This window comes from Limnohabitans sp. TEGF003, assembly GCF_055395455.1.
In genome coordinates, this window is record NZ_AP029225.1 from 3,162,494 (window position 1) to 3,182,872 (window position 20,379).

Here is a 20,379-nt window from a genome sequence, read left to right on the forward strand (position 1 = left end):
GCCGTCCTACACTGTGTTTTCCATTGATCGCCACAGGACACACCATGAACGCCCCTTTGCCCGAATCGATTCGCCAGGCTCTGGAAACCGTGACGCTGGACGACAAATACAGCCTCGACGTCGGCCGCGCCTTCATGAGCGGCGTGCAGGCCCTGGTCAAGCTGCCCATGCTGCAACGTCAGCGCGACGCCCTGCAGGGCAAAAACACCGCCGGCTTCATCAGCGGCTACCGGGGCTCGCCACTGGGCAGCTACGACCAATCCTTGTGGAAAGCCAAGGACCACCTGAAGGCCCAGCACATCGTGTTCCAGCCCGGCGTGAACGAAGAGCTGGCCGCCACCGCTTTGTGGGGCACGCAGCAACTGGGTTTTGCGCCGCCCGGCACCAACAAGTTCGATGGCGTGTTCGGCATCTGGTACGGCAAAGGCCCCGGTGTGGACCGCTGCTCGGACGTGTTCAAGCACGCCAACATGGCGGGCACCACGCCCTGGGGCGGCGTGCTGGCCGTGGCGGGCGATGACCATGTGGCCAAAAGCTCCACCGCCGCGCACCAAAGCGACCACATCTTCAAGGCCTGCGGCCTGCCCGTGTTTTTCCCGGCCAGCGTGCAGGACATCCTGGACCAAGGTCTGCACGCCTTGGCCTTGAGCCGCTTTGCAGGCATCTGGTCGGGCATGAAGACGATTCAGGAAATCGTCGAGTCGAGTGCCACCGCACACATCGACCCCGAGCGCGTGCAAATCGTGCTGCCCGAATTCGTCATGCCCCCCGGCGGCGTGCACATCCGCTGGCCCGACACTGCGCTAGAACAAGAAGCCCGTTTGTTCGACTACAAGTGGTACGCGGCTCTCGCCTACATCCGCGCCAACAAACTCAACCACAACGTCATCCAGGGACCGAATGACCGCTTTGGCCTGATCGCCAGCGGCAAAGCCTACAACGACACGCGCCAGGCTCTGCTGGACCTGGGGCTGGATGACGTCACCTGCCAGCGCCTGGGCATCCGGGTCCACAAGGTGGGCGTGGTTTGGCCGCTCGAAGCACAAACCACCCGCGAGTTCGCCACCGGGCTGCGCGAGATTTTGGTGGTCGAAGAAAAGCGCCAAGTCATCGAATACCAGCTGAAAGAAGAACTCTACAACTGGCGCGACGATGTGCGCCCCAATATTCTGGGCAAGTTTGACGAAGCTGATGGTGATGTGTCGGGCGGTGAATGGTCCATCCCCAACCCGACCGAGCGCACACTGCTGAGGGCCAACGCCGATCTGACCCCGGCCCTGATTGCACGGGCCATTGCCAAACGCCTGAAGAAAATGGGTGTGGACGCCGACACCACCGCCCGCATCGACGCACACCTGGCCGTTCTGGACGCCAAGGAAAAATCGCTGCAAACCCTGACCCTGGGCGCGGCTGCCGAGCGCACCCCCTGGTTCTGCTCAGGCTGCCCGCACAACACCTCCACCAAGGTGCCCGAAGGTTCACGCGCCATGGCGGGCATCGGCTGCCATTTCATGAGCCTCTGGATGGACCGCAGCACCACGGGCTTCACCCAAATGGGCGGCGAAGGCGTGCCCTGGACGGGCCAACAACCCTTCAGCACCGACCAGCACATCTTTGCCAACATCGGCGACGGCACCTATTTCCACAGCGGAATTTTGGCGGTGCGCCAAAGCGTGGCCTCGGGTGTGAACATCACCTACAAAATTTTGTACAACGATGCCGTGGCCATGACCGGCGGCCAGCAAGTCGGTGAGCGCCCCGAAGGCCACAGCGTGGTGCAAATCGCCATGAGCATGAAGGCCGAAGGGGCTCAGCGCATCGTGGTTGTGACCGACGAGCCTGAAAAGTACAAGGGCGTGGCTTTGGCCGAAGGCGTGCGGGTGTTCCACCGCGACGAACTCGACCGCATCCAGCGCGAAATGCGCGAGATCAAAGGCACCACCGTCATCATTTACGACCAGACCTGTGCCACCGAAAAACGCCGCCGCCGCAAGCGCGGCACCATGGTCGACCCTGCGGTGCGCGTGATGATCAACGAAGAAGTGTGTGAAGGTTGTGGTGACTGCGGCGTGCAATCGAACTGCTTGTCGGTCGAACCTTTAGAGACACCCTTGGGCCGCAAGCGCACCATCAACCAAAGCACCTGCAACAAGGACACCAGCTGCCTCAAAGGCTTCTGCCCCAGCTTTGTCACGGTGGAAGGCGGCACGTTCAAAAAGAAAGCCTCGTCCAGCACAAGCACGCTGAACCCTGCCAATTTGGGCGCTTTGCCAGAACCTGAACTGCCCCTCATCACCCAACCCTGGGGCATGGTGGTCGCAGGCGTGGGCGGCACAGGCGTCATCACCATCGGCCAGCTGCTGGGCATGGCCGCACACATCGAAGGCAAGGGCATCGTCACACAAGACTCGGCCGGTCTGGCGCAAAAAGGCGGCGCGACCTGGAGCCACATCCTGGTGGCCAACAGCCAGGACGAGATCCGCACCACCCGCGTGAGCATGGCTGCTGCCGACCTGATCATCGGTTGCGACCCGATCGTGAGCGCCTCCAAGGAAACCACCTTGCGCATGCGTGCAGGCCGCACCCATGTGGCCCTGAACAGCAACAGCACACCCACCGCCGCGTTTGTGAAAAACGGCAACTGGCAAAACCCGGCCGAGCAATGCGTGGCCGAAATCACCGCACAAGTCGGTGTAGAGGGCGTGGGCGCTTTTGACGCCGATGCCCTGGCCAAGCAACTCATGGGCGACACGATTTATGTGAACCCCATGATCCTGGGCTACGCCTGGCAAAAAGGCTGGGTCCCTTTGCGCCGCGAATCGTTGGTGCGGGCCATTGAGCTCAACGACGTGCAGGTCAAAAACAACCTCGCCGCATTCGAGTGGGGCCGCCACGCCGCTTGCCAACTGGATGTGCTGATGAAAGCCATCCAGCCTGCGCAAGTGGTCCAGTTCAAGAAACGTGAATCGCTGGAAGACCTGATCGCCGACCGCATGGCACGCTTGACCGATTACCAAAATGCCGATTACGCCAAGCGCTACCAGGCATTCATCGCCCAGGTTCAATCAGCAGAAGCCCCGTTGGGAAAGAGCACATTGACCGAAACCGTGGCACGTCATTTGTACAAGCTGATGGCCTACAAGGACGAATACGAAGTCGCCCGCCTGCACACCCAAACAGGTTTTCTGGCGCGCATTCAAAACAGCTTTGAAGGTGACTTCAAAGTGCATTACCACCTGGCCCCACCGCTCTTGGCCAAACGCAACAACAAAGGTGAGTTGATCAAACAGAAATTCGGACCCGCCATGTTGACGGGCTTCAAATTGCTGGCCTCATTGAAGGGCTTGCGTGGCACCTGGTTTGATGTGTTTGGACGCACTGAAGAACGACAAACCGAGCGCGCCTTGATCCAGGAATACATGCAGCACATGGGGCAAGCCATTCAAGGCCTGAACCTTGAAAACCATGCTCAGGCTTTGCGCATGGCACAAGTGCCTGAAAACATCAAAGGGTTTGGCCATGTGAAGGAACGCAACATCAAGGCGGCACGGGCTTTGTGGGCTTCTTTGCGGGCGCAATGATTGACGATGCCTCTTTGAACCCGTTGAAAACCATGGACACCCGATCAAGTCGGGTGTGACAGAGTCACAACAAACCAATCTTGGTAAATGCGTCATACCCGCGCATGCGGGTATCCAGGGTGAACGAAGGCATGGACACCCGACCGAGTCGGGTGTGACGAGATCAGATCAGCGCGCGTCAGGCAACTCGATCTTGACTTCCAGCACTTCCAGGTTGTCCTGGCGTTCGAGGTTCACCTTGATGTCCTCAGGGTTGATCTTGATGTACTTGCTGATCACAGCCACCAGCTCGCGTTGCAAGTCGGGCAGGTAGTCGGGCTCGGCGGCATTGCGACCGCTGCGCTCATGGGCCAAGATGATTTGCAGGCGTTCCTTGGCGACGCTTGCGGTCTTCTTCTTTTCACCCAGCAGGAAGGAAAGAAACGACATGGTTCACTTGCCTCCAAACATGCGCTTGAAAAAACCAGGCTTGACCGCTTCCGTGAAACGCATGGGCTTGTCTTCACCCAGGAAGCGGTCAATCACATCCTTGTAGGCCTCAGACACATCGGTGTCGTTCATGTGGATGGCAGGCGTGCCCTGGTTGGAAGCCTGCAACACATTGTCACTTTCAGGAATCACACCCAGCAGCTTGATGCGCAAGATGTCCTGAATGTCTTGCAAGGACAACATCTGACCGTCTTCCACCCGGTTGGGGTTGTAACGTGTGATGAGCAGATGCTCCTTGATCGGCTCCAGGCCTTCAATGGCACGCTTGGTCTTGCTGCCCAGCATACCCAGAATGCGGTCCGAATCGCGCACCGAAGACACCTCAGGGTTGGTCACCACCAAGGCTTCATCGGCAAAATGCATGGCCATCAAGGCACCAGTTTCAATGCCTGCGGGGGAATCACAAACGATGTACTCAAAACCCATGTCGTTCAGATCGTTGAGAACTTTCTCCACGCCTTCTTGTGACAAAGCATCTTTGTCACGGGTTTGAGAAGCCGCCAAAACAAACAGATTTGGACATTGCTTGTCCTTGATCAGCGCCTGGTTCAGGTTGGCCTCGCCTTGAATCACATTGATCAGGTCATACACCACGCGGCGTTCACAACCCATGATCAGGTCCAGATTGCGCAGACCCACATCAAAGTCAATGACAGCGGTCTTGAAGCCTTTGAGCGCCAGACCCGTAGCGAAACTGGCGCTGGTGGTGGTTTTACCCACACCGCCTTTGCCAGAGGTCACAACGACGATTTTTGCCATGGGATTTTCTTTCTTGGACTGAGGTGAATGACAAAGGTCAGGGTTTGAGCGGCGTCACCAGCAATTTGTCGCCATCAGGGCCTGATTGCAAACAAACCTGGGCAGGTCTGCCCAATACCTCTGGAGGTAAAGCGTTTTCGCTGGTGCGGTACACACCTGCGATCGAGATCAGTTCGGGCTCCATGGCCAAGGCAAAAATACGGGCCTCGGTGTTGCCCCGCGCACCTGCGATGGCCTTGCCACGCAAAGTCGCATAAATGTGAATATTGCCATCAGAAATCACTTCGGCACCTGGATTCACCATCGCCATGACCACCAAGTCACGGCCTTTGGCGTAAACCTGCTGACCCGAACGCAAGGGCTTGTCCACGACCATGGCACCTTGGGGTACCACCACAGGTGCTGGAGTTGCTACAGGCGCCTCAGACGGTGATGGGGTGGGGTCGGGTGGTGCAAGCTCCGAAACAGCCACAACGCGCCGAATACGGGCATCTGAGGCATCCACCAGACCCGCTGCCTTGGCCTGATCCCAAACAGCGCCTTCAGCGCCTTTGACTGCCAAGGGCACCAAAGCGTGTTGTGTGAGCACCTGCATGAGGGCAGGAAGATCGATGAAAAAGCCTTCTTCACGGGTGTCCAGAGCTGTCAAATCAATGATCACAGGATCATGGTCGAAGAAACCCGGACTTTCGGCACATTGTTCGCTCAAAGCGCGTGACACGGCTTGAATGTCCGTGGTCTTCAACAGCAAAGCCACCATGGACAGGTCAGCGCTTTTGATGTCGTAACAGGATAAACGTGCTTCTTCTGAAACGATAGCCATGGTGCCGGAAGGTTGGAAAGTGCCAAATCTTAACAGTGCTGTTGTTCTGTCTTATCTCTCTATAGTTTTATATCTTTAAATAGCAGTAGTAGGTAAGCACAGGGCTGTTCTGTGGATAAGCAAAATTTTCTCTTTAAAAACAGAGGCTTGCGTATTTTTCAAGCCTGTGTGTGGGTCTGCTTTTGAGCTGTCTTGTCAAAATGAACAACTTGCGCAAAGCGGATCACGCTGTGGATAAGTGCCGTGTTGCCCTTTTCTTATCCACAGCCTTGTACCAAAACCGCTTTCAGCCCCCAATGGCCCATTGGATGACACCTTTGGCCACAAAACCCAACATGCCAAAAGCCAGTCCGAGAAAAAGCACAAAAGTGCCGAATTTGCCTGCTTTGGATTCCCAAGCCAACTGGATGATGATGAACAGCATGTACAGCATGAAGGCACCAACACCGATGGTCAGGCCAAACCAGGCAAATTGTTCTTCGTTGAAGCCGAACATCACGGTTCACCCTGCCCTGAAAGACGCTCGGGCAAATCCGACACATCCACCATGTGGCGGTAGGCATGCCAACTGCCATGGCCCAGCATGGGCACCACCAGGATCAGGCCCAGCAACAGGGAAAAAATGCCCAGCAAACTGAAACCCAAGATCAGGAATGCCCAAAAAGTCATTTGAAAAGGATGGGTCAACACCGCTTTCCAGCTGGTCAGTACCGCTTGCAACACCGTGACACGCCGGTCCAACAGCAAAGGCATTGAAATCACACTGGAGGCGAACACCGGGACGGCCATCATGCCCCCCAGTCCGACCCACAGCTCAAACAAATGCCCTTCTTTGGCCAATACCACATGGCGCATAAAGTCCATGGGTGTGTGAATGGGGGCGGGGGCCAGCAAAGTGATGAGGGCAGACGAGGTGATGACCCAGCCTGTCGCTGCCAAACCCAACAGCAAGCCAAAGCGAATCAGGCTCCAGTAACTGTCAGGTTCGTGGCGCAAGCGCAGCTGCCATTGCGTCCAGGTGTTCAGCAGCAGCCGAAAATCAACGGTTTCACCTTTTTCCAGGGCGCGGCTCATGGCGTAGAGGCTGGTGGCCAATACCGGAGCCACTACCATGAAGCCGGACAAAGAACCCACCAACAGCCAGAACCGATCATGTGCGATCCAGGCGATGCAGCTGCCCAAAAAGGTCAAAATCAGACCGTGCATCGTGCTCAGCAAAGGGGCCCGCGCCAGATCCTTGAAGCCCAAAGCCAGCCATTGCATGGGCTGGTCTTTCAGCAGGGGCAGAATGGGCGGTAAAAAAAGGCCAGAACGGGTCTTGGCGCTTGGGGTTGGCATGGAATCAGGCATGGGCACAGCTTACCCATCCTCGATCCCTTCAACCTTGACCTGTGTCAAATCCAGAAAGGCAGAAAAAAGGCCACGGGTCAAAGTGGCCTTGTCGTCAATGCTCTAAACAGAGGCGTTCAGTGGTGGTTGTGATGGCCACCATCACGGCCCATTTTGTGGCCCATGCCTTGCATCATCCGTGCAGTTTCGGTATCGAATACTTTTTTCTGTTCTGCATTGAGCGCAGCATAAAAAGTTTTGGTGGCTTCAGCACGTTTTTGCATGTCTGCATCACGTACCGCTTTGTGCGCTTGCATCTGGTCGATGCGCTCGGGCGTGGTCAGCTTTTGCAGCGTTGCACGGTCCAGGTGCGCCATTCTTTGAGCAGGCGCTTGCATGCTTTGCGCAAAAGTGGTCCAAGCATTTTCCTGACCGGCTTCAAGCTTGAGTTTGCCTTTGAGGTCAGACCAATATTTTGCATGCCGCTCGCCCATTTGGGTGCGCATTTGTTCCATGCGTTGGGCGCGTGGACTGTCGGTTTTGGCTTCAGGCACCGTTTGTGCCAGAGCCAGGCCAGAGAGGCTGGCCAACAAAGCGCTGGCGATGAGTGTGTGGCGAATCGATTTCATGGCGAACATCCTTTCAGTGATGGAACGCCTCCAGTCTCGCCGCTTGATGTGTCTGGGGTGTGGCGCGCTTGCTGCGATTTGTAAAGTTCGGTGAACAAGGAGCAATAAAAAATCACGCCACAACGCGGTAGCCTTCATCGGCGATGGCTTTGGCCAGGGCATCGCGTGGCATTTCTGAATCCACTTCGACCTTGTTTTGCGTGCGGTCGACCAGAACTTTGGCTTCGGCGTCCAAAGACAACAAGGCTTTGGTCACAGCTTTTTCGCAATGGCCACAAGTCAACCCCTCAACGGTGAAAATTTGGTTCATGATGTCTCTTTCAGGCATACCCTCATGGGCGTGCTCAAAGCATAGCGCCAAACCACTGCATTGACATGACACAGATCAAGACGGAAGCCCAGAACAGGGAGACCATTCACGACATCGGCATCGGCGGCATGACCTGTGCGTCGTGTGTTGCACGGGTTGAAAAAGCACTTTTGAAAATTCCAGGCGTGGACGCCGCAACCGTGAATCTGGCCACCGAATCGGCCCGGATTGTTGTGCATTCAGCGCAAGCGAGTGATGCGGTTTTGCGCAGGGCTATTCGCGATGCGGGCTATGAGCCCCTGATGCCCAGCGAACGTGAAGAAAGCGAACACGCTTCGCCCTGGACCGGTTTTTCACCTGTGGCATGGGGCTTGGTGTTGTCAACGCCTTTGGTGCTGCCGATGCTGGGCAGTTTATGGGGTCAACATTGGATGTTGCCTGCCTGGGTTCAGTTTGCTTTGGCCACCCCGGTGCAATTCATTTTGGGGGCACGCTTTTACAAAGCAGGTTGGCACGCGCTCAAAGCCTTGACGGGCAATATGGATTTGCTGGTGGCGTTGGGCACCACCGCGGGTTGGTTGTTGTCGGTGTGGTTGTGGTGGACAGCACACCCGGGCCATGAACCTCATTTGTATTTCGAAGGCTCGGCCGTGGTCATCACCTTGGTGATGTTGGGCAAGTGGCTGGAGACCCGTGCCAAACGCCAAACGACCGAGGCCATTCGGGCGCTGCACGCGCTGCGGCCTGACAAGGCCCATTGGCTCAGCGATGAAGGCGAAATTGATGTGCCCGTTGCAGAAATTCTGGTGAATGACCGCATCGTGGTTCGGCCCGGTGAACGGTTTCCGCTGGACGGTGAATTGGTCGAAGGTCAAACTCAGGTAGACGAGTCCATGCTGACAGGTGAGCCTCTGCCCGTGAGCAAGGTGGTGGGTACGCGGTTGACCGGGGGATCCATCAACGGCGATGGTCGCGTGGTGATCCGCGTGAGCGCCGTGGGGCATGAAACGGTACTCTCGCACATCATCCGCTTGGTTGAAGACGCACAGGCCGCCAAAGCCCCCATTCAACGCCTGGTCGACAAAGTCTCCGAAATTTTTGTGCCCGTCGTGCTGGTGGTGGCCTTGGTCACGCTGGGGGTCTGGGTGCTTCAAGGCGCAGGCTTCGAAACGGCATTGATCCATGCGGTGGCGGTGTTGGTGATCGCCTGCCCCTGTGCCTTGGGTTTGGCCACGCCCGTGGCCATCATGGCGGGAACAGGTGTGGCTGCCAAAAACGGCATCTTGATCAAGGACGTCCAGGCTTTGGAATGGGCACATAAGGTGCAAACAGTGGCCTTTGACAAAACGGGCACGCTCACCGTGGGGCAACCCCGAATGGTGCGCCACGTGGTGGCGCCAGGGCAAGATCAGGATTTGGCCCTGACCTGGGCCGCGAGCGTGCAAAGCGGCAGCGAGCATCCCTTGGCCAGGGCGGTGGTGAGCATGGCGACAACTCACAAGCTGAAATTGCTGGAACCCGAAAACCTCACAGCAGTGCCTGGCCGTGGCGTGCAGGCCACATTGGGCGGACGCCAGATGATGCTGGGCAGTCTGCGCTGGTTGCAAGATGAAGGCATGGACAGCAGCATTTGGGCGCAAGACATACAAGCCTTGCTGGGCCAGGGTGCAACGCTGTCGGCTTTGGCAGAACGAACGCCATCGGGTCTGCAAGGCATTTTGCTCATGGCTTTTGGTGACGAACCCAAAGCAGGCGCAGCGCAAGCTTTGGCCGCGCTGCGCGAAAGGGGCTTGAAACTGGTGATGATTTCAGGTGACAACCAGGCTGCAGCCGAAGTCATGGCGCGCCGTCTGGGCCTGCGGCCAGAAGAGGGTGAGGTTTTGGCCAACGTGCTGCCTGGCGATAAGGCCGCCCAGGTTCAACAGCTGCGTGCAGGAGGGCGGGTGGTGGCGATGGTAGGCGACGGGGTGAACGATGCGCCTGCATTGGCCGCCGCCGATGTGGGCATGGCCATGGGCAATGGCACCGACGTGGCCATGCACGCGGCAGGCATCACCCTCATGCGCGGTGATGTGGCGCTGGTGGGTGCGGCGCTCGACATCTCGGCACGCACCGTGGCCAAGATCCGGCAAAACCTGTTTTGGGCCTTTGCCTACAACGTGGCGGGCATTCCGCTGGCCGCGTTGGGCTACCTGAACCCGGTGATCGCGGGTGGGGCCATGGCGCTCAGCTCGGTCAGCGTGATGAGCAACGCCTTGCTGCTCAAACGCTGGAAACCTTGAAATCCGTTTCTTAATTTTGGGAGGTCGCGCCTGCGGCCGAGCGTCTGCAAAGCCAAATCACCCATTCTTGACATGTGTCATGGTGCGCTTGGGCGCCAACCGGCAAACTGAAAGCCTTCAGAAACCGGAAACTATTTTCATGACACAGCACAGCGCGCTTCAAATCATCCGTGACGAACACGCCTCCTTGGCGGCCATGCTCCAGTCCATGCGCATGATGGTCCAACGCGGACCTGCAGACGACCGACGCAACTTCTTTGACGTGCTGCGTGCCATGCTGTTTTACATCGACGAATTCCCGGAGCGCTTGCACCACCCCAAGGAATCGAACCTTTTGTTCCCTAAAGTCGTGAAGCTGGCCCCCAAGGTGATGGGTGCCATCGACAAGCTGGAGCGTGATCACATGAACAGCGAAAAAGCAGCCCGTGACCTGCAGCACTTGTTGCTGGCATGGGAGCTGCTGGGCGCGGGCCGTCGCCAGGCGTTCGAAGAAGCATTTGAAAAATACGTCAGCTTCTATCTGGAGCACATGAACCTGGAAGAGTCCGTGATCTTGCCCGAGGCGCAGCGTTGTTTTTCAGAGGACGATTGGCGCGTGCTGGACGCAGCGTTTGCCGAAAACGCGGACCCGCTCACAGGCCATTACCCACCCACCCAGGCGTTTGAAAAATTGTTCAGCCTGATCGTGACCCGGGCACCTTCGCCCATTGGGCTGGGTTGAGGGGTCGCGGTTTTCAGAACATCCTTTTCAGAACATCCATTTGGTCCCGAGTGTCACCAGGTTTTGCCCCGCCTGGCGACCCACGCTGGCGTCCAGCTGCAACTTGGACAGGATGTTCGTGCGCAAGCCCGTGGCCCAAGTGGGCTTGTCGCGCTGTTGTCCATAGACCTCCACATGGGCGGTGACGTTGCCATAAGCACGCTCCCAAGCCAGCCCCCAAGTGCCGACGCGTTGGCTGCTGGCAAAATCCAGCGCCCCCAAATTGGTGTGCAGGCTGCCCAGGGTCGGGTGGTTGCAGGTCAACAGGGCATTCACATAGCCCATGGACGACTCCCCGGTGGTGCGGGCAGCGCCCAACACAGCACCGACATGGCAGCTGCGTATTCCACTCCTAATTGACCACCCGCGCCAATTCTTAGTGACCACCATTTCCAGTCGGAACTGACCACTCAGTCCAGCCACGTGACCAAAGTTTAAAAGTGTTGCGGTCTTGACCAGATAGACAGACTGACAAAGCCAGTCTGTCTATCCTTCAATTAACTAGATTGCATTTTTTTGCGAGCCATTGTTTTGCGCATGGACTCGCCCTTTGGAGACAGCCGATGGGATTGATGCACCACGCGGTCCAAGATGGCATCAGCCACAGTAGGGTCAGGGAAGAATCCGTGCCATTGGTCGGTTGGGTACTGCGTTGTGATGAGCAATGATCCAGTTCGCATTCGGCGATCAATCACATCTAACAAGAACTGCGACGCATGTTGGTTCATTTCTCCCAAACCCAGATCATCAAGTATCAGCAAACTTGGTTTGCTCAATGACAACTTCAGTGCAGGCAATGAACCATCTAACAGTGATTGGTTGATGGTTCCGTACAGATCGCTGGCTCGGTAAAACAGAACTGGCATTTTCAACCTGCATGCCTGTTGGCCAAAGGCACACGCAAGCCAAGTCTTGCCAACACCTGTTGCCCCTTGAATGATCAAGTTCTGTTGACGGCGTATCCAGTCACAGCTTGCTAGAGAAGCCAACTGTGCCTTGTCTAGGCCACGGTTGACTTTGTACTCAACATCCTCAAAAGACGCTGCTTCGGGCATACCTGCACCCCTAATTAGGCGTTTCAACTTTCGGGCCTCACGCTCGGACGCCTCATAGTCAACAAGCATGGCAAAGCGATCATCAAAACTGACATCATGCAATTTAGGTTGCTGAAGCTGCATGTCATAAGCATCGGCCATTGGAACGAGCTTGAGTTCACGAAGGCGGGTAATGGTTTGCTGTGTGCTGCTCATACTGATTCTCCAAAATAACTAGGACCGCGCAATTCACCGATGACTTTGACTTTTGGTGTTTGCGCGACATAAAAACGTTTGTCTGCATCCTCTTTGAGGATAGATGTGATGCTGCGGAGTGAGGTGATGTTCAAAGGCATGGCGTAGGCACAGACCTCTTCAAATCGAGCATCTCCGTAGTCCCTTGCAAGGTCGCGCATTCGCCGTGCGGCTTTGACGCCGTTCGTGATGTCGCTTCGGTTTTCAAGTTGATGCCGAATCATCAACTCCACGTTGTCGCCAACACTCATGGCCCACGCCAACAAAGCCCGAGGCTCGGCATCCAGTACGCGACTATGTATGACAGGGCGATGCTCGGGCATCGTGCTGGCGTCACCTTCAAGCGAAATCAATGGATGAAGCGCAATCCTTCGACCTCGATGGAATACCTCAATGACAGTAGCGGTGAACCTGAGGTCAACGCTTTCCCGTGCCAGCGTATGCGGGACTGAATAGAACCGCCGTTGGTGTTCGATGTGATAGTCGTCCTGCACTCTGACGCCATAGCGCCAATCACTCAATTCGAATGCCGTACCAGGCAATGGCTTGAGGCTCGATTTTTCTGTTTCAAGGAATCGATCCATGCGACAGCCTGGTAATCGCTTGAATGGATGGCGGTTCATTTCTTCGGTCTTGATACGAAGCTCTGCATTCAATTCGGCAAGGCTAAAGAAAACGCGATCGCGAAGTGAAAACAATGCCCATCTCTGAGCTATTTGCACGCCCACTTCCGCCTTGGCTTTATGTTTGGGCTTTCGTGCTCCAGTTGGCAGCGGTGCTGTGTCGTAATGGCTGAGGCAATCTCTGTAAGCAGGATTGATGACCGTGCGATCCCGTTCCCTTCGCCAAACTGCTGCTTTGAGGTTGTCGCTGATCACCCACTCAGGCACGCCGCCTAGTGCTTCAAAGCAATTGGCATGACATTTCAGCCAGTCTTTCGTGGTCTGACTTGCCGTTGCCTCGATGTACGTGTAATTTGAATACCCCAAGACAGCAACAAAAATCTGCGCAAAGGTTGAAGGGCCACCGTTTTGATCTCGGATTTCAACCGTTCTGCCTGCATAGTCCACGAACAGCTTTTCACCGGGTCGGTGGGCTCGGCGCATCACCACATGCTGGTTCTTTGTCCACGCTCGGTAGAGCGTTGCAAACTGTGAGTAGCCAATGCCATTTGGAGTCGTTTCACGCCACTCTCGCCATAAACGTTCCAGTGTTGCATCAGGCCGTCGCATTTCTGCATGAACCCATTCGTAATCTGGTTGTGACTTGAGTTTGGCGACAGAGCGATTCTGCGTACCAAGCGCCGCCTGCCAGGCATCGTCATCCATTTGGGATAACTCTTGCCAAGTCAGGTCAGTCGCATCAACTTTCAGTCGAAATTTCCTAATCGTGTCGTGGTGTTGCCCTGTTGTCCGTGAAATTGCACGGTGAGACAAGGTTGGGTCATAAAAGTGCTGGCGTGCAATGTCACGCTGCAAATGAACGGGTAGCCTCATAGGCGTTTCCTTTGGTCAAGCGAGTGCAGGAGGCATGCACTCAGGATGAGTTAACCCAGCCCCTGCCACTTGACACGAGGGGATGCTCGACCGATACTCCAACCCACAAGGTACTACTTGATTCGGCTTCGGTCGGACGCTAGGCCCGAGGCGGACACCTCGGGCTTTTGCGTTTCTGGGCGGCTTGATTTAGCGTTGTTCTGGTCTTTGGCTCCTTGGTTTATTCGGTGGTGGATGTGATTCGAGCCTGCGCAAGCCAGTGCGCAACATCTCTGGTTAGCGCATAAAAACCTCGTCGATGTGGCAACGTGAACAGCGTTACAGCGACTTGACCACGGTATCTGGCTTGCCTAAGCCCAGCCATGCTCGTGTGTCCCAGCGCATTGGCCAACCGCAACCCACCCAGTAGTGGGCCGTGGGTCTTTTCCATTTCAGTTTTCAACTTCTCTGCCAAGGTGTTTGGTTCACATGTACTCGTGGTCATTTGTTCGGGCCTCTCTACGGTTGTCACGCAGTGTTTCCGAAAGTTCACACATTGACAACACGAACAGATAATCGGAGTTTCTGTACACCACCAAGATGCACTCACTTTTGCAACCGTCCAAATCAGGTCGCCCCAAGCGAAATCCAATAGATGTTTTGCGCACCAAGGTTTGGTTTTATGCCGTCAAAGCAAAGTCAGGTTTGCCAAGTGCCTATGCAATCGAGTTGGCTATCGATCCTTCCATCCCCAAGAGCAAATGGGATGACATGAAGCGCCCACGCAAGTGGGATGGCTACCAAACGGGTTTGCGTGTGCCGCAAAGAATCACGGGCAAGCCTTATTCCGTGGATATGGCCGAGGCGCATTACCCTGGCACAGCGGTTTACTTTGACTCGCCAATATGGGCCGTGTTGCGGGGTGATCAGATGGACCAGTGGTGGATCGACGATCAGCTCAAAGCTATGAGTCCTGAGATTGCAGAAATTCTTAATGTATCTGCCCCTCCATTCCTTCAGGAGAATCCTGACCCTGAGCGGTTCCGAAAATTTGACGAGGAAGCGGCCTATCGTCTGGCTGAAATTGGGACATTTGAAGCGTTGACCGCACTCATCTTGCTGGTCAAGAAATCGGAGTTGATTTCATCGCACGAGTTGAGATCAATGGTTCTCAACGCCTATCACCATTGCCAGCAATGGCTACGAGAAGTGCCGGAAATTGCACCGATAGCAGAAGAGCTGTTTCATGCAATTGATTTGAATTGCAAGCACTGGATCTATCCTTCACCAGAGTGGCGAATGGAGGTGGTCATCTTTACGAGAGAGTTTCCTTAACTTCAAAAAAATGACCTCCACGAATAAACATCAATTTGCATTGAACAGATGCCAATGCAAATGGTTTGTTAACGAATTATTTGAGTGTAAATCGCACTGTCGCCACTTTGGCGTTGTTGCTGACTTGCGCGACTACTTTCGCTCCTGCAAGCGCTTTGAATTTTCCAGTGGCTTCAAGCTTCTCACCTACCGGTTTTAATTCAACCTCTTGTTTTTCAGAGCCTGAAAGCATCGTGACTTTGGCCGTAGCCGTGCTGACATTGACAGGCTTTCCGTGATCTCGCAAATAAAGTTGTAGAACATCGGCCTTAGCTACAAATTCATATTCAATGTCCTTCACCTCTGCCACCACACCTCCGTGCATTGGCTTGGCATTACCATGACTATGGCCTTCCCCAGCTGCAAATCCGGCTGTGCTGACAAGCAGACTCAATGCAATAGCGATTTTTTGAATTTTCATTTCCAATCCTTTCAGTATCAAATTAAAGTGCTTCGGCGTCTTTGTCTTCTAACAAGCGTTCGGCATCTCGACGACCAAAGAGCCAAAACATGACAGGGGTCAGGAACGTATCAAGCAACGTGGAGCTGATCAGCCCTGAAAAAATGACCACCGCAACTGGGTGTAGAACCTCAGTCCCCGGGCGCTCTGCTTCAAAAAGCAAAGGAGCCAATGCAAATGCGGTGACCAACGCGGTCATCAACACAGGGCTTAATCGTTCGAGTGAACCGCGAAGAATCATCTTGTGATCAAAGTTCTCGCCTTCAAATCGCATCAAGTTGATGTAATGACTGACTTTCAAGATGCCGTTTCTGACTGAAATTCCAGCTAGCGTGATGAATCCCACCAAAGCAGCCACAGACAACGGCTGTCCTGACAACCACAGCCCGAGAACTGCACCAACCAAGGCCAGCGGTATGTTCACCATGATCAACGCGGAAAGTCGCGTTGACTTGTAGCGGCTGTACAGAACGACAAACATCAAGACCAGTGATACGATTGAGAGCAGCCCCACAAGTCGTGAAGCTTCCTCTTGAGCTTGAAACTGACCGCCTAGCGTGATGAAGTACCCCTCGGGGAGTTTTGTGTCGGCCACCACAGCGCGAATATCCGCAACAATTTCTGACAAAGCTCGACCAGACGCGTTTGCGGACAAAACGATGCGGCGTTTGCCGTCATCGCGGCTGATTTGGTTCGGACCATCTCCATCTTCAATCGTCGCCAACTTTGACAATGGCACTCGACCGTTGGGAGTTTCAATCAAGATTTGATTCAAGCCCTCAACCGAACGAGCAGATTCAGGCAAGCGCACGACCAATGCAAAACGACGACCGCCCTCCACAATCTGGGTGATTTTTTCGCCTTCGACCAAGCTTTGCAAAGTCGAGAGCACTTGTGGCGCAGGAATTCCGTATTGAGCTGCTGCGGCATAGTCAATACGAACCTTGATTTGCGGTGCCAGCACTTGCTTTTCGATTTGCAGATCAGCAACGCCGGGAATAGTCGCTAATCGTGCCCTCAACGAGTCAGCTTGCCCACGCAATCCATCCAAATCGTCACCAAAGATTTTGATGGCGATTTGAGAGCGCACACCAGACAACATGTGATCGATGCGGTGTGAAATGGGTTGACCGATTTCTAGGGCAGCAGGCAAATTGACAAGACGAGCACGGATGTCCGCTTTGATTTCATCCATGCTACGCGTCAGCTCTGCCGTAGGCTTAAGGCCCACGTCCAGCTCACTCACGTGAACGCCTTCTGCGTGCTCATCAAGCTCAGCTCGCCCGCTTCGACGACCCACATGTGTAACCTCTGGCACTTGCTTAACCAAGACCTCAGCTTGTCTGGCCAAAGCCGTGGTTTCGGCCAAAGTCACGCCGGGGTTCAAGCGCAGTCCGATCAGCAGTGTTCCTTCGCTGAAGGGTGGCAAGAAAGTCGTAGGAAAAAATGGCACTGCTGCAATTGCCGTCAGCACGGCGAATCCAGAGGCAACCAATGCAGTTTTCGGTTTTTTTAAAACGCTTTGAAGACTGCTTGCATAGCGTGTTTTGAGCCAAATCAGAACCTTGGTATCCCCATGATCCAAGTTTTTCATGGTCGGCAGGAGGTAGTAACTCAGCACGGGGGTAATGGTGACCGAAACAAGCAATGACGCCAGAGTTGAAACGATGAAGGAAATGCCCAATGGAACAAAGAGCTTTCCCTCCAAGCCGGGCAATGCGAACAACGGAATGAAAACGAGGACGATGATCACCGTGGCATACAAAATGGCAGATCTAACCTCCATTGAAGCTTTCGCTACAACTTCCAACGGATGAAGACGGTGCTGCGGATGTTTTATGCGATCTTCCTTCAACCGGCGCAGAATGTTCTCTACGTCGACCACCGCATCGTCGACCAGACCGCCAATGGCAATGGCCAATCCTCCAAGAGTCATGGTGTTGATAGACAAGCCAAAGTACTTGAATACCAAAGAGGTGATGAAGATGGATACGGGAATCGCTGTCAAGGCGATGATGGTGGGTCGAACCGTACCTAAGAAAAAGAACAAAATCACAGCGACAAATACGGATGCACCAATCAATTTGCCTTGTAGCGTATTGATGGATGCTTCGATGAAGCTGGCCTGTCTGAATGTGACGCGAGGGGCATCCATGCCAGCTGGCAAGGATGATTTCAACCCTACCAACGCATCCTCAATTGCACGTGTCAGGGCAATCGTGTCTGCGGTGGGTTGTTTCTGAATACCCAAAATAACTGCCGGTTTTCCCTCAAACCCTGCATCACCACGCTTCAACGCTGCAGCAAAAGTAACATCGGCAATTTGGCGCAACAAGATTGGTTGCCCATTTTTTGTGGTCAGTGCCAGATTTTTCAAATCGTCCAAACGGGAAGTTCGTCCGAGGTTGCGGATCAGGTATTCCCTTCCATTGAGTTCCAAAAAGCCACCGGAGGTATTGGCAGAAAAACCTTTCAGCGCAGCTTCCATTTGATCGTGTGAGATGCCCAACTCAGCCATACGAGCCGTATTGGGTTGCACCTGAAACTGACGCACCTCGCCACCAATTGGAATAACTTGGGCAACCCCAGAAACCGACAGAAGGCGTGGACGCAAAACCCAGTCTGCGTACTCACGGACAGCCATAGCTGAAATCTTCTGTGAATCGACTGGAATAGCGATTTGCATGATCTCGCCCATGATCGAGCTGATTGGCCCCATGCGCGGCATTACGCCAGCAGGCATACCGTCTTCCATGGCTGACAGTCGCTCAGATACCAACTGTCTTGCACGGAAAATGTCTGTATCCCATTTAAAAGTCACATATAAAAATGACAACCCGGCTGAAGAAATAGACCGGACGGATTCAACGCTAGGCAAACCGTTCATGGCGGTCTCTAGGGGGAAGGTGATGAGTTGCTCAACCTCTTCTGGCGCCATGCCACCTGATTCGGTCATGATGGTGACCGTGGGCTTGTTCAAATCAGGAAAAACATCCACTGGTGTTTTTGTCAGTGTGAATGCGCCGTAGGTCATCAATACGACACTGGCGATGATCACCAGCAATCGATTGGCTAAACTGTTTTCAAGTAACCACTTAAACATATCAACGCACTTGGTTAATCAATGTTGCGCCTTGCGTAGCGATCAAATCGCTCACCTCAAGACCCGATGTGATGGCAACCCGTGTACCGTCCAAGGGTTCAAAAGTGATGGTGCGCGGTGTGAATCGCTCAGCAGCTGTTTTGACCCAAACAATGGATTGATTGGCTGGGTTCTTCATCAGCGCAGAAACTGGAACAGCCATGCCTTTCACCTTGTCTTTGGTCTGAATCACCACTCTTACTGGCTCACCGAGAGCCAATGCGCTCAGTTCTTCGCCCTGAGCCTTGAAATTCATGGGCAGTGCTTGCTCCCGTAGGCTGCGTGCTGCCCCTAAAAACTGCAGCGAAATTTGTTGGCCATTCACTGCCATGAACGCCTTGTCCACGCTGGCGATGAGAGCGGTGTCAAAGGCCAAGGCTTCAATTCGCAGGCGTGCTGGGTCCACAATTTCAAACACCAACTCTCGCGCATCGATCACTTGTCCTGCCACCACATTTGCTGAGGCAATCACGCCAGAAACGGGTGCCACCAAAGGTTCTCGGTGGTTCAGTCCTGTGCTAACTGCCGAGACGCGGCCCGTCAAACTTTGCAGCTCGCTCTCAGCTGCTTCGATGTCTTTGCGTGGCACGGTATCGGAAAGTTCCTTGAATCGTGCCAGTCGTTTTTCTGCAAGAGATTTAGCTGCTTTGAGTTCTGCCAACTGTGCAAACTGATTGGATTGCTCAATAGGCGCCAGTGAAGACACCAGATAAGCAAGAACTTCCCCTTTGCGCACCGCAGTACCGAGATTTGGCAGACCTTTAGGACCGGCTTCGATTCGACCAGCATTGATGGCTTGAACTTTGCCACCAGCATTGGGGTCCATGCTGACCTTGCCGTTGAGTTCTATTGACCTCGGCAAGTCTGTAACTTCCACTTTGATAGTTCGAATTGCCAATTGACGTTGGGCTGGCTTTGGTAAGAAGACGCTGCCATCGGGCAAGCGCTGAGGCCCGTTCAAGTTGGGAGTAGCAGATGCACCGCCATGGTCATGGCCTTCACCAGCCCAAGTGCTGGTCACCGGAGATAGGGCAGTCACTGCGGCCATCACGACAGTCAGTGTTGAAAGAGTGGTTTTGAAAGTCATGCGGCACCTCCGGTGCGATTTGCTTGATGAGTCTGTAGGCGCTTGCGAATAAAAATCAGCGCCATGAGGGCAGCGGCAGAAAACAAAGCCCAGCTGAGCCACTTTTTCCATCCATTTTTTGAAGCGCTACCTTGTCCATTCAAATCTGAGTGAATGTCCAGCTCCCCAGCCAACAAATCAACTTCTTTGTCGATCGTGACAGTCGCAGTCACGCTGATAACACCGGGTTTCGGCTCAGCGGGGAGCACAATTTCAAACTCACCTTCACCGTGCTTTTGCGCTACAAATTTAACGCCAGATAAGTCCAGCTCAATTTGTGCCTCTTTGACAGGCGCATTGGTTTCAAGGCGATCTAAATAGAGAGTGATTTGCTTTCCGTTCAGCACACCGACCAATTCGAGTGCATCTGAAACTGCTGTAAAACGGGGGGTGGAGGGGGCTGATGTGGCTGCCTTGGCATCGCCATGATCGTGCCCTTCCCCTGCCCAACTCAGACTGGAAAGAGCCAAGCCGATGGCAAGCCCAATGGTTCTGATTCCTGATGAAATAGTCATTGAAATTTTCAGTAATGTTGATTGATTCATAGCACA

General features: G+C 54.5%; 18 protein-coding genes. 4 read left to right on the forward strand and 14 right to left on the reverse strand.

The genetic code is table 11. The features are described 5' to 3' along the window. The first annotated feature begins 44 nt into the window (after positions 1 to 44). Positions 45 to 3,581 (forward strand): indolepyruvate ferredoxin oxidoreductase family protein, encoded by a 3,537-nt coding sequence (locus tag ACZ5RT_RS15080; protein WP_464452999.1) that lies wholly within the window; start codon positions 45 to 47, stop codon positions 3,579 to 3,581. A 168-nt stretch (positions 3,582 to 3,749) separates the two neighbouring features. On the opposite strand, the gene minE is transcribed toward ACZ5RT_RS15080, so the two are convergent. The 7 genes from minE to ACZ5RT_RS15115 all read right to left on the reverse strand — a co-directional run bounded on the left by minE (position 3,750) and on the right by ACZ5RT_RS15115 (position 7,920). Next, the gene (gene minE, locus ACZ5RT_RS15085) at positions 3,750 to 4,010 is read right to left on the reverse strand and encodes a cell division topological specificity factor MinE (RefSeq protein WP_108428041.1); all 261 of its coding nucleotides are present in this window, start codon (positions 4,008 to 4,010) and stop codon (positions 3,750 to 3,752) included. A 3-nt stretch (positions 4,011 to 4,013) separates the two neighbouring features. After that, the gene (gene minD / locus ACZ5RT_RS15090) at positions 4,014 to 4,829 is read right to left on the reverse strand and encodes a septum site-determining protein MinD (RefSeq protein ID WP_291929527.1); all 816 of its coding nucleotides are present in this window, start codon (positions 4,827 to 4,829) and stop codon (positions 4,014 to 4,016) included. Between the two features lie 37 nt (positions 4,830 to 4,866). Further along, complete coding sequence (gene minC, locus ACZ5RT_RS15095) at positions 4,867 to 5,652, reverse strand: septum site-determining protein MinC (RefSeq protein WP_291929528.1); 786 nt, start codon at positions 5,650 to 5,652, stop codon at positions 4,867 to 4,869. A gap of 286 nt (positions 5,653 to 5,938) precedes the next feature. Beyond that, positions 5,939 to 6,148: a DUF2788 domain-containing protein gene (locus tag ACZ5RT_RS15100; RefSeq protein ID WP_199220112.1), complete on the reverse strand. Its 210-nt coding sequence runs from the start codon at positions 6,146 to 6,148 to the stop codon at positions 5,939 to 5,941. Then, entirely contained in the window at positions 6,148 to 6,990 is an 843-nt protein-coding gene (locus ACZ5RT_RS15105) for a DUF2189 domain-containing protein (protein WP_464454227.1), read from the reverse strand. The genes ACZ5RT_RS15100 and ACZ5RT_RS15105 overlap by 1 nt, the downstream gene beginning before the upstream one ends. 128 nt (positions 6,991 to 7,118) lie before the next feature. After that, positions 7,119 to 7,733, reverse strand: coding sequence for a Spy/CpxP family protein refolding chaperone (locus tag ACZ5RT_RS15110; protein WP_464453000.1), 615 nt, complete (start codon positions 7,731 to 7,733; stop codon positions 7,119 to 7,121). Beyond that, on the reverse strand, positions 7,723 to 7,920 hold the full coding sequence (locus ACZ5RT_RS15115) for a heavy-metal-associated domain-containing protein (RefSeq protein ID WP_291929531.1): 198 nt from the start codon (positions 7,918 to 7,920) through the stop codon (positions 7,723 to 7,725). Before ACZ5RT_RS15115 ends, ACZ5RT_RS15110 begins: the two co-directional genes overlap by 11 nt. Before the next feature lie 65 nt (positions 7,921 to 7,985). On the opposite strand from ACZ5RT_RS15115, the gene ACZ5RT_RS15120 reads away from it, so the two are divergent. Both ACZ5RT_RS15120 and ACZ5RT_RS15125 read left to right on the forward strand, forming a co-directional pair. After that, positions 7,986 to 10,202 carry a heavy metal translocating P-type ATPase gene (locus ACZ5RT_RS15120; protein ID WP_422170061.1) on the forward strand — a complete coding sequence of 739 codons (2,217 nt, stop codon included), beginning with the start codon at positions 7,986 to 7,988 and terminating at the stop codon, positions 10,200 to 10,202. A 139-nt stretch (positions 10,203 to 10,341) separates the two neighbouring features. Next, positions 10,342 to 10,923, forward strand: a complete 582-nt coding sequence (locus tag ACZ5RT_RS15125; RefSeq protein ID WP_464453001.1) for a hemerythrin domain-containing protein — start codon at positions 10,342 to 10,344, stop codon at positions 10,921 to 10,923. Between the two features lie 27 nt (positions 10,924 to 10,950). Here the strand turns inward: ACZ5RT_RS15125 and ACZ5RT_RS15130 are convergent, their stop codons facing one another. From ACZ5RT_RS15130 to istA, 3 genes are all read right to left on the reverse strand, one after another. Beyond that, positions 10,951 to 11,385, reverse strand: coding sequence for a hypothetical protein (locus tag ACZ5RT_RS15130; RefSeq protein WP_464453002.1), 435 nt, complete (start codon positions 11,383 to 11,385; stop codon positions 10,951 to 10,953). A gap of 74 nt (positions 11,386 to 11,459) precedes the next feature. Continuing rightward, the gene (gene istB / locus ACZ5RT_RS15135) at positions 11,460 to 12,212 is read right to left on the reverse strand and encodes an IS21-like element helper ATPase IstB (protein ID WP_464453003.1); all 753 of its coding nucleotides are present in this window, start codon (positions 12,210 to 12,212) and stop codon (positions 11,460 to 11,462) included. Then, positions 12,209 to 13,747, reverse strand: a complete 1,539-nt coding sequence (gene istA, locus ACZ5RT_RS15140; protein WP_464453004.1) for an IS21 family transposase — start codon at positions 13,745 to 13,747, stop codon at positions 12,209 to 12,211. Before istA ends, istB begins: the two co-directional genes overlap by 4 nt. A 579-nt stretch (positions 13,748 to 14,326) precedes the next feature. On the opposite strand from istA, the gene ACZ5RT_RS15145 reads away from it, so the two are divergent. Beyond that, positions 14,327 to 15,061: a hypothetical protein gene (locus ACZ5RT_RS15145; RefSeq protein ID WP_464453005.1), complete on the forward strand. Its 735-nt coding sequence runs from the start codon at positions 14,327 to 14,329 to the stop codon at positions 15,059 to 15,061. 76 nt (positions 15,062 to 15,137) lie between these two features. Here the strand turns inward: ACZ5RT_RS15145 and ACZ5RT_RS15150 are convergent, their stop codons facing one another. The 4 genes from ACZ5RT_RS15150 to ACZ5RT_RS15165 are packed head-to-tail and all read right to left on the reverse strand — an operon-like array spanning position 15,138 to position 20,373. Next, positions 15,138 to 15,521 carry a hypothetical protein gene (locus tag ACZ5RT_RS15150; RefSeq protein WP_464453006.1) on the reverse strand — a complete coding sequence of 128 codons (384 nt, stop codon included), beginning with the start codon at positions 15,519 to 15,521 and terminating at the stop codon, positions 15,138 to 15,140. A gap of 22 nt (positions 15,522 to 15,543) precedes the next feature. Further along, positions 15,544 to 18,663 carry an efflux RND transporter permease subunit gene (locus ACZ5RT_RS15155; RefSeq protein WP_464453007.1) on the reverse strand — a complete coding sequence of 1,040 codons (3,120 nt, stop codon included), beginning with the start codon at positions 18,661 to 18,663 and terminating at the stop codon, positions 15,544 to 15,546. A gap of 1 nt (position 18,664) precedes the next feature. After that, positions 18,665 to 19,789: an efflux RND transporter periplasmic adaptor subunit gene (locus ACZ5RT_RS15160; protein WP_464453008.1), complete on the reverse strand. Its 1,125-nt coding sequence runs from the start codon at positions 19,787 to 19,789 to the stop codon at positions 18,665 to 18,667. After that, the gene (locus tag ACZ5RT_RS15165; protein WP_464453009.1) at positions 19,786 to 20,373 is read right to left on the reverse strand and encodes a hypothetical protein; all 588 of its coding nucleotides are present in this window, start codon (positions 20,371 to 20,373) and stop codon (positions 19,786 to 19,788) included. Before ACZ5RT_RS15165 ends, ACZ5RT_RS15160 begins: the two co-directional genes overlap by 4 nt. Positions 20,374 to 20,379 lie beyond the last annotated feature (6 nt).